This is a genomic window from Streptomyces sp. NPDC001914 (assembly GCF_042891215.1).
GTDB lineage: Bacteria > Actinomycetota > Actinomycetes > Streptomycetales > Streptomycetaceae > Streptomyces.
Genome location: NZ_JBIASW010000012.1, coordinates 91,512 through 104,908, shown reverse-complemented (window position 1 = coordinate 104,908; position 13,397 = coordinate 91,512). Strand labels below are relative to the sequence as shown.

Annotated in this window: 14 protein-coding genes; 9 read left to right on the top strand and 5 right to left on the bottom strand. The window is 72.7% G+C overall.

What is annotated here, in order from left to right; translation table 11 throughout:
* Positions 1–19 precede the first annotated feature (19 nt).
* Positions 20–301, bottom strand: coding sequence for a hypothetical protein (locus ACFYYF_RS29710; RefSeq protein ID WP_388780611.1), 282 nt, complete (start codon positions 299–301; stop codon positions 20–22).
* The gene (locus tag ACFYYF_RS29705) at positions 298–876 is read right to left on the bottom strand and encodes a DUF6668 family protein (protein ID WP_388780610.1); all 579 of its coding nucleotides are present in this window, start codon (positions 874–876) and stop codon (positions 298–300) included. Before ACFYYF_RS29705 ends, ACFYYF_RS29710 begins: the two co-directional genes overlap by 4 nt.
* Positions 877–1,416: 540 nt before the next feature.
* Here ACFYYF_RS29705 and ACFYYF_RS29700 point away from each other — a divergent pair.
* The 3 genes from ACFYYF_RS29700 to ACFYYF_RS29690 all read left to right on the top strand — a co-directional run bounded on the left by ACFYYF_RS29700 (position 1,417) and on the right by ACFYYF_RS29690 (position 4,268).
* Positions 1,417–2,244: a lytic transglycosylase domain-containing protein gene (locus ACFYYF_RS29700; RefSeq protein ID WP_365490185.1), complete on the top strand. Its 828-nt coding sequence runs from the start codon at positions 1,417–1,419 to the stop codon at positions 2,242–2,244.
* Between the two features lie 17 nt (positions 2,245–2,261).
* On the top strand, positions 2,262–3,260 hold the full coding sequence (locus ACFYYF_RS29695; RefSeq protein ID WP_388780609.1) for a hypothetical protein: 999 nt from the start codon (positions 2,262–2,264) through the stop codon (positions 3,258–3,260).
* 228 nt (positions 3,261–3,488) lie between these two features.
* Positions 3,489–4,268, top strand: a complete 780-nt coding sequence (locus ACFYYF_RS29690; RefSeq protein ID WP_388780608.1) for a sigma-70 family RNA polymerase sigma factor — start codon at positions 3,489–3,491, stop codon at positions 4,266–4,268.
* Positions 4,269–4,452: 184 nt separating this feature from the next.
* Here the strand turns inward: ACFYYF_RS29690 and ACFYYF_RS29685 are convergent, their stop codons facing one another.
* Positions 4,453–7,401 (bottom strand): BTAD domain-containing putative transcriptional regulator, encoded by a 2,949-nt coding sequence (locus ACFYYF_RS29685; protein WP_388780607.1) that lies wholly within the window; start codon positions 7,399–7,401, stop codon positions 4,453–4,455.
* A gap of 121 nt (positions 7,402–7,522) precedes the next feature.
* Positions 7,523–8,326 (bottom strand): helix-turn-helix domain-containing protein, encoded by an 804-nt coding sequence (locus ACFYYF_RS29680; RefSeq protein ID WP_388780606.1) that lies wholly within the window; start codon positions 8,324–8,326, stop codon positions 7,523–7,525.
* A gap of 239 nt (positions 8,327–8,565) precedes the next feature.
* Here ACFYYF_RS29680 and ACFYYF_RS29675 point away from each other — a divergent pair, with 239 nt between their 5' ends.
* Positions 8,566–9,231 carry a DUF4097 family beta strand repeat-containing protein gene (locus tag ACFYYF_RS29675; protein ID WP_388780605.1) on the top strand — a complete coding sequence of 222 codons (666 nt, stop codon included), beginning with the start codon at positions 8,566–8,568 and terminating at the stop codon, positions 9,229–9,231.
* Positions 9,232–9,272: 41 nt separating this feature from the next.
* Positions 9,273–10,109, top strand: coding sequence for an alpha/beta fold hydrolase (locus ACFYYF_RS29670; RefSeq protein WP_388780604.1), 837 nt, complete (start codon positions 9,273–9,275; stop codon positions 10,107–10,109).
* Positions 10,110–10,471: 362 nt separating this feature from the next.
* Here ACFYYF_RS29670 and ACFYYF_RS29665 read toward each other — a convergent pair whose 3' ends face one another.
* Positions 10,472–10,843, bottom strand: coding sequence for a VOC family protein (locus tag ACFYYF_RS29665; RefSeq protein WP_388780603.1), 372 nt, complete (start codon positions 10,841–10,843; stop codon positions 10,472–10,474).
* A gap of 273 nt (positions 10,844–11,116) precedes the next feature.
* Here ACFYYF_RS29665 and ACFYYF_RS29660 point away from each other — a divergent pair, with 273 nt between their 5' ends.
* The 4 genes from ACFYYF_RS29660 (at position 11,117) to ACFYYF_RS29645 (ending at position 13,301) form a co-directional block, all read left to right on the top strand.
* Complete coding sequence (locus ACFYYF_RS29660) at positions 11,117–11,632, top strand: GNAT family N-acetyltransferase (RefSeq protein ID WP_388780602.1); 516 nt, start codon at positions 11,117–11,119, stop codon at positions 11,630–11,632.
* Between the two features lie 213 nt (positions 11,633–11,845).
* A complete protein-coding gene (locus ACFYYF_RS29655) occupies positions 11,846–12,190 on the top strand; it encodes a PadR family transcriptional regulator (RefSeq protein WP_388780601.1) in 345 nt (114 codons plus the stop codon).
* Positions 12,187–13,011: an HD domain-containing protein gene (locus ACFYYF_RS29650; protein ID WP_388780600.1), complete on the top strand. Its 825-nt coding sequence runs from the start codon at positions 12,187–12,189 to the stop codon at positions 13,009–13,011. Before ACFYYF_RS29655 ends, ACFYYF_RS29650 begins: the two co-directional genes overlap by 4 nt.
* Positions 13,005–13,301 carry a hypothetical protein gene (locus tag ACFYYF_RS29645; RefSeq protein WP_388780599.1) on the top strand — a complete coding sequence of 99 codons (297 nt, stop codon included), beginning with the start codon at positions 13,005–13,007 and terminating at the stop codon, positions 13,299–13,301. The genes ACFYYF_RS29650 and ACFYYF_RS29645 overlap by 7 nt, the downstream gene beginning before the upstream one ends.
* Positions 13,302–13,397 lie beyond the last annotated feature (96 nt).

The window sequence follows — 13,397 nt, the reverse complement described above, 5'->3', positions numbered from 1 at the left end:
CGGGAAGGTGCGTCGGGGGTCAGGGCCCCAGGAGTTGGAGGCTGCCGAGGGCGGCGACGAGCGGACCGGCCGACGTGGCGACCAGGCAGCTCAGGGTCACGAAGAAGACGCCGCGGAAGTGCTCGCCGCCCTCGCCGGGATCACCGCGGCGGAGCTGGAGCGCCATCTGGATGCCGACGATGATCAGTCCGCCGACACCGCAGGCCGAGGCGCACCAGGCGAGCAGGCCGAGGATCGTGTCGGCCTCCACGGGCGGGGTGTACGCGGCCAGGAACCGCGCGTCGAGAAAGGGCTGGGTCACGACGCGGCCCCCTGGCCCTGCTGCTCGGCGCCCACCAGCCGGGCGAGCGTGGCGAGTTGCCTGGGTGCGGACTTGGGGCTGCCGCCCGTACGCCAGGCCGGTATCCACGGCACGCGGTGCACCCGGGCGACGGAGCGCAGGACGCGGATGCGGCGCAGCAGACCGAGCGGGAGCCGGCCCGGAGCGTCGGCGACGAGGACCACGCCCAGCAGTTCGAGCCCCTGGGGGGCGTTGCCGTCGTCGAGGGCGCCGAGCGCCTGGGAGACGGACCGCAGTCCGCGCGCGCTGGTCCGGCCGACCAGCACGACCCGGCGCGGCTCGCCGCGGGCGGGGTCCGGCCAGCGGGCCCCGACCTCCACCCCGCCGAACAGCTCGGCGAGCGAGGTCGCGCCACAACCCCCGTGCGCCTTGACCCATCCGACCTCGTCACGTGACGCGCCGCGGGCCGCCCGGGGCGGCTTCGGCCGGCCCCAGGACGGCTCCCCGCCGGGAGCCGGCGCCGCCCGCCGCCCGGCCCCGGCCCGCGCCGGAACGGCCTTGGACCGCGCGGCGGGGTGCGCACCGGACTGAGCCACGGCTTGAGCCACGGCTTGGGGTGCGGCCTGCGCACCAGGCTGAGCCACGGTCTGCGGTACGGCATGAGCCGCGGCGCGCGGTACGGCTTGAGCCGCGGCCTGCGGTACGGCCTGCGGTACGGGCTGCACCCCTGCCTGCGATGCGGGCTGCGCCCCGGCGTGTGCCGCGGGCCGGGCCGCCGCCTGCGATCCGGCGTGAGCAACGGGCTGCGGTGCGGCTTGGGTCCCGGTCTGCGCAACGGGTTCCGGTGCGGGGGCGGTCGGGGGTTCGGCGGCAGCGGGTCGTGGCTGCGCTGGTGCCGGTTGCGGGTTCTTCGGTCCCCGTACCCATGACCCCGGGCCCGACGGCATCGCCGAAGGAGTGCCCATGTCTGTCCCGCCCCCCTCATCGCTCGTTGATCGGCTGCTCTGGCTCATCTGGTTTCCACTGGTTTGAACTTATTTGCCCCGGGGCCCGTTTGGATCTGTCGAGCCCGACGGACAGCACAACGGGCCATGTGGCCGCAGCGGTTCAAGGCGAGGGGAAGAAGGCGGGCGCTCATGAGCCAAGAGAGCGGGGAAGGCGGTTCGTCGACCGCCGTGCGGAACGGGATCATCGCGGGCACCGGCTGCGGCTGCCTGCTGTCACCGCTCGCCCTGGCCGGAACGCTGGTCGTCGTGGTGATCATGGGCGGGTTCGGCGTCCTGCTGGCCCCGCTCATCGCGCTGTACCTGCTGTTCCACGGAGGCGGGGGCGATCCGCCCAGTCAGGACACCGCCGACCAGACCCTCGGCATCTTCCAGGGCGACGGCAAGGGCGAGCTGGACACCTCCACGGTCCCCGCGGACCTGGTGGACCCCATTCAGAAGGCCGGTGAACTGTGCGGGGCCATCGGCCCGATCGTCATCGCCTCGCAGATCGAGAAGGAGTCCGGCTTCAACAGCGCCCTGACCGGCCCGAACGGCGAACTCGGCCTCTCCCAGCTGCCGCCCGACATCTTCAGCCAGTACGGCAAGGACGACGACGACAACGGCAAGACCTCCGCCCTGGACGCGAAGGACTCGATCATGGCGCAGGGCCGGTACATGTGCGAACTCGCCAAGCAGGGCCAGCAGATGATCGACGCCGGGCAGGTGAACCAGAGCGACGGGAACGGGACCACCAACACCGTCCTGGACCTCGCGCTGGCCGGCTACGACGTCGGGATGGACGCCGTGCGCGCGGCCAAGGGCGTGCCGCAGACGAACGAGGCCCAGGGCTATGTCCTCGCCGTCCGCGCCCAGTTCGCCAAGTACCAGGGCATCGGCGCCCCGCCGTCCGGTGCCACCCCGGGGGTCACGCCCGACCCGGACTCGACCACGACCGGCCCCGCGCCGACCACCACATGAGCATGAGGAGGACGGTCATGGACCGCTTCGATGTGTACATCTCCGGCGACGGGCTCGCCGAGATCGACGGACACACCCTGGTTCCCGAGCCCGGCCAGTCCGTGCACGAGACCGTCCTCGACCGCCTCCAGGGGTACGCGCAGGAGCGGGCCGGCGCCGTCGTGGCGACGGTCTACGACGGCCCCGGCGACGCCCGGTTCCTGCTGGAGGTGCTTCCGGACGGGTCCAGCCACGTCCTGGACCCGGAGGAGGACACCCTCTACGAGCCCTCCGCCGAGGCCCCCGACGCCCCCGCCGGCGCCGAAGCTCCCACCGCCACCGCCACCGCCACCGCCACCGCCACCGCCATCGCTGACGCCCCTGTCCGCGTTGAAGCTTCCTCCGCCGACGGTTCCGCCGTTGTCGGCGCCCCAGCGGTTGCCGGCGCTCCCGCCCCCGTCGTCGTTCCGGCCCCGGTAGCGGCCACCGCCTCCGCCGTCGCCACCGCGGTCGCCCGGGCCCGCGCCACGGCCGCCGCCCGCGCCGAGGTGCCGGACCCGGCCGCCGTCGCGGCCCCCGCCGTCACCGCCGCGCTCCCCGCCGACCTCACCGAACACATCGGCCGGATCAACGCGCTGGCCTCCGGCGGACGGCTCGACGAGGCCTTCGCCGACGCGACCGCGCTGCGCGAGAGCCTGACGGGCTCGATGGGCGCCGACCACCCGTACGCCGTGGAGGCGCGGGCCGTCGAGGCGTACCTCGCGCACCTGCGCGGCGACCACCGGGAGGCCATCGTGCTGGCGCTGGCCGTGGCGCGGATGCGCTGCGGGGCCAGGGACGGCCGGGCACCCGCGGAGGTGGCGCGGGCGGCGGCGGCCTGGCAGCAGCTCGACGACGACCGGGCCGTCGTCGCCCACGGGCGTGAACTCCTGCACATGTGGGCCATGCTGGACCGGCATGGCCTGCTGCCCCCCGGGTACGCGGCGCTCGTCGGACAGGTCCGCAGACAGGTCGACGCCCTGGAGGCCTACGTCTGAGCCCCGACTGCCGCGCGCAACCTCTCGGCCACCCCGGCCGCCCCGCGCAACCCCTTGTCCACCCCTGGTCACCCGTGATCGCACCGGCCGTGACCAGCCCGTCCATCGTTTCGTACACCCGACGTCAAACGAACGTGGAACGCCCCTGGCGACACTCCGTTCCCTCGGAGGCCCCGGCTCCGGTCCCCCCTGACCGGTGCCGGTCCTCCCAAGGAACAGGAGCACTCCATGAACGTCACCGTCATCGGATCGGCGAGCGCGGTCTCTTCCGAGGCGCGGGCGCTGCGCGACCTCTACCTGCAGCACGGCCCGGCGCTCTACACCTACGTGCTGCGCATGCTGGGCGGGGACACGCACCGTACCGAGGACGTCATCCAGGAGACGCTGCTGCGCTGCTGGAACAAGCGGAACCTGGTCGACGGCGAGGGGATGGCCGTACGGCCCTGGATGTTCCGGGTCGCCCGCAACCTCGTCATCGACGCCCACCGGACGCGGATGGCGCGGCCGTTGGAGATAGGCGGTGCCACCTGGCTGAACGAACTGGGCGCCGAGGTGGACGACATCGAGCGGATGCTGTCGTCCATCGTGGTGCAGGAGGCGCTGCGGGCGCTCACCCCCGCGCACCGGGACGTGATCCGGGCGACGTTCCTGGAGGACCGCACCACGCAGGAGGCGGCGGAGGTCCTGGGCATCCCGCAGGGCACGGTCAAGTCCCGGGTGTACTACGCGCTGCGCAGCTTACGGCTGGCGCTGCGCGAGCAGGGTGTCGTGGCGGACGAGAACGGCCGCCTGCACCGCCCGGACGCGCCCCCGCCCTCCGCTACGAACCCGGTACCGCCCTCCGGCGCTCCGGCCCCGGCGTCCGGCGTGACCTCGATGCCGGACCCCGGTCCGCCCGCGATCTCCGGTGCGAACCCGGCGTCGGTGTCGGCCCCGAAGCCGGACGCGGTACCGAGGAGGGCCCCGGCACCGAAGACGAAGTCGCCCTCGGCCCGAACCGCCGCCTGACCGCCCGCCCTGCGACCGGGGCCCCGTCCCGCACCCGGGGCCCGCCCGCCCTGCCCTCTTGGCCATGCCCGGCCGCCCGGCCCCGCCTTTTGGCGAAGCAGGCCAGGCCACCCCGGCACATCCGGCAACCCCCGGCGCATCCGGCCACCCCGGCGCGACCGGTCGCCTCCGCCGCCCCGGTCGGTCACACCCCGCCGCGCCCGGTTCCTTCCGTTCCTGGCGCGGTGCCCTCCGCGGGATCGGAGGCGTCCAGGTCGCGCAGGGTCTCGCGGAGGTCCGCGGCCTCCGGGTGGGAGCTCTCCTCCAGGAGGGCCAGCGCCGCCCGGAACGCGCCGACCGCCGCCTCCCGGTCACCGGCGGCGAGCCGGGAGTCGGCGATGTGCCGCAGGGTGTCCGCCTCCAGATAGTGGTCGCCGATCTCGCGGTACAACGCCAGCGCGCGCTCGAAGCGTTCGACGGCGTCCTCGTACTGGCCGAGGTGGTGGAGGGCGTAGCCGACGCTGTCCTGTGCCGCGGCCTCGCCGACCGGGTCGCCGGTCTCCTGGTGCAGGGCGACGGCCTTCTCGCAGTACTCCATGGCCTTGCCGTGCTCCCCGAGCAGGATGTACGTCCAGCCGACCTCGTTCAGGACGATGGCCTCGTTGCCGACGTTGCCCTCGGCCTGGTACAGCTCGCGGGCGTGCGCGTAGTGGTCCAGAGAGACGGTGAACCGGCCCTCGCCGTTGGCCTGGTAGGCCAGGCAGCGCCGGGTGCGGGCCTCGCCGGGCCCGTCGCCCGCGTCCCGGAACAGCTCCAGCGCCCGCCCGAGGTCCCGGCGCGCCTCGGCGGAGTGCGCGAACCGGGTGTGGAAGAAGCCCAGGCCGCGCAGGGCGTGCGCCTCGCCGACCCGGTCGCCGACGGCCCGGGCGGCCCGCAGGGCGACGCTGTTGATCTCCATCAGGTCGTGCCAGAAGCCGAGCCGGTCGAAGTACAGGTCGAGGCCGACGGCGGTGCGCCAGGCGTGGTCCTCGTAGCCGTGGGCGGCGGCGTGCTCGACGACGGCCCGCAGGACGTGCCGTTCGGTGCGCAGCCACTGCATCGCCTGTCTGCGTCCGGTGAACCGGAGCGTGCCGCTGTCCGTTGTGCTCGGCGGCAGGGGCAGTGTCTCGCGGCGCGGGCTGATGATCGCGGAGGCGTGGTGGGTGGTGTGGAGGTAGTGGTCGTTCATGCGCAGCAGCGCGGCGCGGCGCCGCTCCTCGGTGTCCTCGGTGTCGGCCAGTTCGCGGGCGTAGGCGCGCAGCAGGTCGTGGAAGGCGTAGCGGCCGGGCGCGTGTTCGCCGAGCAGGCTGGCCCCGGTGAGTTCGGCGAGCAGCGCGCGCACCGGGCGCACGGGCGCCGCGGCCAGGGCGGCGGCGGAGGCCGTGCTGATGTCGGGTCCCGGGTGGAGGGACAGCCGGCGGAACAGTTCCGCCGCGGCGGGCGGCAGCGCGTGGTAGGACCAGGAGAAGACGGCGCGTGCGTCGGTGTGGGCGTCGCCGCCGGCGAACGCGTCCAGGCTTCCGTGGGACTCGCGCAGTTCGCCCGCGATGTCCGCGAGCCGGAACCCGGGGTGGTGGGCCGCGCGGGCCGCCGCGATGGCGAGGGCCAGCGGCAGCCGGGCGCACAGGTCGACGATGGCCTCGGCGGCTTCGGGTTCGGCGTCCACGCGCGCGGGGCCGATGCGCCGGGTGAGCATGGCGCGGGCCTCGCCGTCGGTCAGCGGGCCCAGGGTGAGCGGGTGGGCGCCGTGTCCGGCGACCAGTCCGGTGAGCCGGTTGCGGCTGGTGACGATGACGAGGCAGCCCGGTGTGCCGGGCAGCAGCGGCCGTACCTGTCCGCTGTCGCGGGCGTTGTCCAGCACGATCAGGACGCGCCGGCGGGCCAGGACGCTGCGGTAGAGGGCGGCCTGCGCGTCGAGTCCCTCGGGGACGGCCTGCGGGGCCACGCCGAGGGCGACGAGGAAGGTCTCCAGCGCCTCGGAGGGGTCCATGACGGAGCCGCCCCGGTCGTATCCGCGCAGGTTCACATAGAGGCTGCCGTCGGGGAAGCGGTGGGCGACCCGGTGCGCCCAGTGCACGGCCAGGGTGGTCTTGCCGGCTCCGGCCATGCCGTTGATGAGGCCGATGACGGCCGTGTCCGGATGGCCGTCGGCGGGCAACAGCGCGTCCACCTGGCCGAGTTCGGTGTCACGGCCGGTGAAGAGCGGCAGGTCCGCGGGGAGTTGGGAGGGGTGTACGTCCCCTGCGGTGCGGGGCGGATCGTCCCGGTCGCAGTCGTGCGCGGGGCCGGCGTCCGGGGTGTCGTCGGTGTCCGGGGCGCCGGTGTCCACGGCCGGAACCGGCACCGGCGGCGGCGACAGGTCCGGGTCCCCGGCCAGCAGCCGTGCGTGGGCGGCCCGCAGGGACGGGCCGGGCTCGATGCCGAGTTCGTCGACGAGTGTGCGGCGGGTGCCCGCGTAGACCTCCAGGGCCTCGGCCTGCCGGCCGCAGCGGTACAGGGCCACGAGCAGCAGTTCGCAGACGGCCTCGCGCAGCGGCTGGGCGGCGTGCAGCGCCACGAGTTCGGGCAGCACCGCTTCGTGGCGCCCGAGTTCGAGCTCCACGCGCAGCCGGTACTCCAGGGCGGCCAGCCGCCGTTCGGTCAGGCGGGTCCGCTCGGTCTCCGCGAACGGTCCGGGAACGCCGGCCAGGGGGGCGCCCTGCCAGGCGGCGAGCGTGGTGTCCAGCAGCCGGGCGGCTCCGCGGCTGTCGCCGCGGGCGCGGTGGCGTTCGGCCAGCACCAGGTTGTCCTCGAACTCGCCGAGGTCGCAGGTGATCTCCTCGGTCCGCAGGGCGTAGCCGTCGCCGATGGACACCACGAGCCGGGGCGGGGCGCCCGGGGTCCGTCCGGGCTCCAGCAGCTTGCGCAGCCGGGACACGTAGGTGCGCAGCACGGGGACGGCGCCGGCCGGCGGGGCGTGTCCCCAGACGCCGTCGACGAGTTCGGCGACGCCGACCGCGCGCCCGCGGCGCAGGAGCAGCACCGCGAGGACGGCCTTCTGCTGTGGCGGTCCGAGTGCCAGTTCCGTCCCGCCCCGCCAGGCCCGCAGCGGGCCCAGTAAGGAAAAACGCAGCACTTCCGCACGATCAGTACCCCTCACGGCACCAGACAGTAGCGAGGGCTGTTACGAACACTCGGTCGATTCGGCCATTTCCCGGATCGTGTCGCGTACGCGACACACCTGCGTGCTCCCGGCGCTAGCCGTGGTCCCCGTCCCTGTTTGCGTCCCTGTCCGCGTCCCTGTCTCTGTCCCCGTCCGCGTCCGCCGCCGCGGTGTCCTGCGGGGCTGTCCTGGGGCCGGCGTGGAGGACTTCGCGGGCCTGTTCGGCGGCGCGGGTGATGCTCTCGCTGATGAAGTCGAGGAAGCGGGCGACGTTCTCCAGGCGGACGGCGGCGGGGGTGTCGCGGCCGAGGACGGCGACGCCCTGGCGGGCGGTCCTGACGACCTCGTCGTTGGCCCGGGCGCTGGCGATGGTCGCCTGGTAGAAGAGCTCGTTGTCGACGACGTAGCGGTCGCGGCGCCCCTCGTCGCGCTCCCGGCGCACGAGGCTCTGGCTCTCCAGGAACGTGATCGCCTTGGAGATGGACGCCGGGCTGACCTGGAGGCGCTGGGCGAGTTCGGAGGCGGTGAGGCTGCCCGCGTCGGAGGTGAACAGGCAGGTCAGCACCCGGGCCGGGATCTTGGGCATGCCCGAGCCCATGAGGACGGTGGTGAACGTCTCCTCGTACTCGGCCACGGCCTCCGCGTCACGCCCGTACGCCAGGGGTGCCGCCTCCGGCCCGCGGGCGGGGGAGGTCCTGCGCCGGTGGGCGCGGCGTTCGGTGGCGCGGTGGGCCAGGTTGGCGCGATAGGCGGTGGGACCGCCGTTGCGCATCACCTCGCGCGTGACCGTCGAGGTGGGGCGGCCCAGGCTCCGGGCGATCTCGGCGTAGGGGAGGCTGTCGGCCAGCCCCAGCGCGATCTGCTGGCGTTCCTGCTGGGTGAGTCTGCCTCCCGGCATCGCGGTCTCCTCGGTGATCCCTCGCAACGGTCCTCTGACCCGCCACTATAGCGTTCACCGCTCACCCATTGCAATGATCGAGTCGAGGGATGTTGCGTTACTCCACGATCGATTGCAACGTTTTCCAGCTCTTCACCTGCGTGAATGCCAATTCTATGCAACGAGCATGTTGCCCAAAGATGGAAAGCAACGTAGCGTTTCCAATGTCAGAAACGACCTGTGAGCAAAGGGAGAGCACGATGCAGACGTTCGCCACCACCGCCCCGGTCTCCGCCGTCCTGGACATCCCCGCCGGACGCGTCCGGTTCATCGCCACGGACCGCACCGACACCACCGTCGAGGTCCTGCCCGCCGACCCCGCCAGGAGCCGCGACACCAAGGCCGCCGAACAGGCCACCGTCACCTGCGCCGACGGCGTCCTGCGCGTCACCGCCCCCGGGGCCGGCAACGGCCTCCTCGGCGCCACCGGATCCCTGGAGGTCACCGTCCAGCTCCCCGCCGGCTCGCATGTCGAGGCCAAGGCCGCCGCCGCCGAACTGCGCTGCGAGGGACGCCTCGGCGACGTCGCCTTCGACGGCGCCCACCGCCGCATCCGGATCGACGAGGCCGCGAGCCTGCGCCTGACCGCGAGCGACGGCGACGTCGAGATCGGCCGGCTGGACGGCCCCGCACAGGTCAGCACCCAGCGCGGCCACATCCGTATCGCCGAAGCCGTACGCGGCACGCTCGAACTGAACACCCGACTCGGCGACATCACCGTCACCGCCGCCCCCGGCACTTCGGCCCACCTGGACGCGGGCACCGGCACCGGCCGCATCACCAACACCCTCAAGAACGACGGCGCCGCCGCACTCGACATCCGCGCCACCACCTCCAGCGGCGACATCACGGCCCGCAGCCTCTGAAACCCCGAAGCAACGCGACTCAGGACCAGGAGAAGCCCCCCATGAACAAGAGCAGGAACAGGAAGAACAAGAACAACGCCCCCGCGAAGGGCGCGACGTGGAGCGGAATGATCCCCGTCGACGACACGGCCCTGGCAGTCACCGACACCGGCGGCTCCGGCATCCCCGTCCTCTACCTCAACGGCCAGTTCGCCACCCAGGGTTACTGGCGCCGGGTCATCGCCGAACTGGGGCCCGGATGGCGCCACATCACCTACGACGAACGCGCCCGAGGCAAATCAAGGCGCTCGGCGGACTACTCCTTCGAGGCGGCCGTCCGTGACGTCGACGCCGTCCTCGCGGCCCGGGGAGTGGACCGCGCGGTGGTGGCCGGCTGGTCCTACGGCGCGTTCGTCGGGGCCCACTGGGCCCACCGCAACCCCTCACGCGCCCTGGGTGCGGTCCTGGTCGAAGGCGCCCAGCCCTACGACTGGCTGGACGAGGCCATGGAGGCGCGGATCCGGAAACTGTTCCGCAGGATGGGCTGGTTCCTGCCGCTGCTGCGCCCCACGGGCCTGGCCCCGCGGATGAACGCCGAACAGATGGCCGCCACGAACATCGAACTCGGCAAGCTCGCCCGCGAAAGCGAACTGGCCCCCGTCCTGGACGCCATCACCGTGCCGGTGCGCTACGTCGTCGCCTCCGGAGCGTCCCTGGGAAGCAAGGGCGACGAGCAGGAACGGATCCGCGCGGCCCTCGACGCGGTGACCGCCCGCAACCCGAACATCAAGATCAGCGCGAAGGTCCCCAGCAACCACGACGCGATCCTGAAGAAGGACTACGCGGCGGTGGCCAAGGCCATCCAGGACACGACGCCCCTCACCCGGACCCCGAACTGACACCACGACGACCCGGCCCCACGCGAGCCATCACCGCAACGCCACCGCAGGATCGCGCGGGCCTGGAGCCCGGAGCGCCGTACTGCTACGATTGATCTTGAGCTGAACGGCGGAAGTCGCGCTGGTTGGTGATGCGTTGGTGGTCCAAGGAAAGACGCCCCGCTTCCTGCGGGGAAATGCAGGTGCAAGGCCTGCCCGGCGCTCTGTGAAGACCCTGTCCCGGTTATCCGGGACAGGGTCTTTTTCGATGCCCGGGGACGGAAGTCGGAGCCGGGGCGGGGTTGGACGGTTGGACCGTAGCCCGGAGCGAGGGGGCGAAGTGTCTGCCGGTTCGCGATCCCTTGGCCGCCGGTCCGTTCCGGTCAGCCTCGCGTGATGCAGAAGGGATGTCCGGCGGGGTCGGTGAGGATGCGTGCTCCGGGCTCGTGGGGCTGATGGGCCGGTTTGCCCGCGCCCAGCTCCAGCAGCCGGGCCTCGGCTTCCTCCAGATCGCCCTCGACCTCGAAGCAGAGGTGAAGCTGCTGAGGAACGACCTGGCCGGGCCAGACCGGAGCCCGGTAGTGGTCGACCCGCTGGAAACCGATGAACAGTCCGTCCTCACGGTTGAGGCCCGCGAAGTCCGCGCCCGACTTCGGGTGGAGTTCGAAGCCGGTGGCCTGCTGGTAGAACGCCGCCAGGGCCGGCGGATCAGAGCAGTCGAGGGTGATCGCGCTCAACTTCATTTGCAGGGGCATGACACCTCCGGGCAGGCCAGTGGACTTGCTCGGTCAACACCCTAGAGACGGCTGCCCACCGGGCGGGACGCCGGGCACACGGTCCTGTCCGGTTCCCGTCCCCCTCATCTCCGGGGCACCGGCACGCTGCCCCGGCCGGCGACTCCGGGCTGGCCGACGCTCACGGCGTCCAGCAGTAAGGGAATTGGAGGGAATTGATCGGTCCGCGGTCCGCAGATCGGTGGAACCCAATTCCCTTTGCATCCGGACCGCTTCCCCGCCCAGACTGTGCCGGTGCTGATTCGACGCGAGACACCCGCCGACATCCCAGCCGTGTTCGCCCTCACGGCAGCCGCGTTCGCCAAGCCGGGGGTCCAGGTCCCCGTCGAGGCCACCCTGTTGGCCGAACTGCGCAGCTGCGAGGGCTGGCTGCCCGGCCTGTCGCTCGTGGCGGTGAACGACCACGACGAGCCCATCGGGCATGTGATGTGCACCCGGGCACACGTCGACACCGCCCCGGTCCTGGGACTCGGCCCGCTCAGCGTGCACCCCGACCACCAGCGCCGCGGCGTGGGACTGGCGCTCGTCCACACCGCGCTCGGCGCGGCGGACGCCCTGGGCGAACCGCTCGTCGCCCTGCTCGGCAGCACCGCGTACTACAGCCGTTACGGCTTCCACCCCAGCACGCGCTACGGCATCACCGCACCGGACCCCGCCTGGGGCGACTACTTCCAGGTCCGCACCCTCTCGGCGTACAAACCGACCCTGCGCGGCACCTTCGCCTACGCCGAGCCCTTCAACCACATCTGACCTGAGCAGGTTCGGCCGCCCGGCCACGCGCACCCGGCAGCACACCGCCTTGTGGCGTCCTGCGACTCCGGAGAGAGTGCGCGTCCAGGCTGCGACCCGGCGAGTCACCGCAGTGACGGCCCCGAACTGTGCCTCCGTACGGCCATGTTGGCAGTCATGTCGATCACCAGTTGTCTCTGGACAGTCCATATATAGCCTATGTAGAGTACGAGTATGGCTATGTTGCGGATGACCCTGCAGACCCAGCTGGTGCTGCGGGCCTTGCTGGAGGATCCCGCGAGACAGCGGTACGGCCTGGAGCTCTGTGAGCTGGCGGGACTGCCGTCGGGGACGATCTATCCGATCCTGGCCCGACTGGAACAGGTCGGCTGGGTGGACAGCACCTGGGAGGACCCGGCCGTGCACGAGCAGGCCGGCCGCCCGCGGCGGCGCTTCTACCGGATCACGAACGACGGCGCCGAGCAGGCCCGCGACGCCCTGGCACGCGCCTACCGGTCCCGCAGGCAACCACTGCCCGGATGGGCGGCCCGCCCGGCCACGGACGGGGGAGCGTCGTGACCAATACGCGGTTACGGACCCGGCTCATCCGGCGCGGGGACAGGCACCCGTCCCTCGACGATCTGCTCGCGAGCGTCCGCGCCCACCACCCCGCCGCCGATCCGGAGCTCCTTCACCGGGCCCACTCGGAGGCCGCCCGGTGGCACCAGGGCCAACTCCGCCGCAGCGGAGCCCCGATGGTCACGCACTGTGTGGCCGTCGCCGTCATCGTCGCCAACTGCGGCATGCCACCCGAGGTGGTGTGCGCCGCCCTGCTGCACGACCTCGAAGACACTCCCTGCCCGCCCGAACGTATCGCCGAGCTGTTCGGCCAGTACATCGCCGACCTCGTACAGGCGATCCCGACCGCCCCGCTGGACCCCTCACCTTCGGACTCCGCCCGGGCGGTGCCCGGCGGTGCGCCCTCGTTCGAGGCGGCCCTCCTGGCCATCCGCCTCGCCGACCGGCTGCACAACATGCGCACCATCGCGTTCGTGTCCCAGAACACCCGCTATCGCAAGGCCCGCGAAACCGCCGACGTCTTCGCCCCGTTGGCGAACGCGGCAGGCCTGCACCACGTCAGCCGTGAACTGCGAGACCTGGCCTCCGCCGTCCTGCGCGGCCCGACCGTCTCCTACGCCGTCACCGGACGGACCCTGGCCCTCCTGACGCTGCTGCTGCCCTCCCGCCACCGCTCCCGATGGCAAGAGGAATGGACCGCCGACCTGGCAGCCCACGACACCCGGCGGACCCGCACTCGCTACACCCTCCGCGTGCTGTGGCACACGCCCCGCCTGTCGATGACGCTGCGACGCTCCGCCGGGAAGGAGCAGGCATGGTGAACGTTCTCGCCCGCGCCGGAAGCGTGCTCGGGGCCGCGGCGGCCGCCTGTGCGATGGCCTTCGCCGGCGGTGGACTGCCGGCCTGGATGGCCGTGGCCCTGTGTGCCGGACTGCTCGCCCTGGCCGGGGCCGTGCTGTTCTGGCCCACCGAGACCCCCGCCCGCCGTCTGACCCATCTGATCCAGGCATGGAGAGGATCCAGCCCACCCCGGCCGGACCAGCCCTCCAACCCTCCAGCCCGCCAACGCGCCGGAGACAGCCGGAGGCACCCAGAGGCAGAAGGCGCGTGACACGGATGACGACGACGCGGACGGGCCCCGGAGTGAGCGCCTGAAGAAGCCCGAGGGCTCGGGTGGCAGGGCCCGGCCGGGGTCGTGTGATGCTGA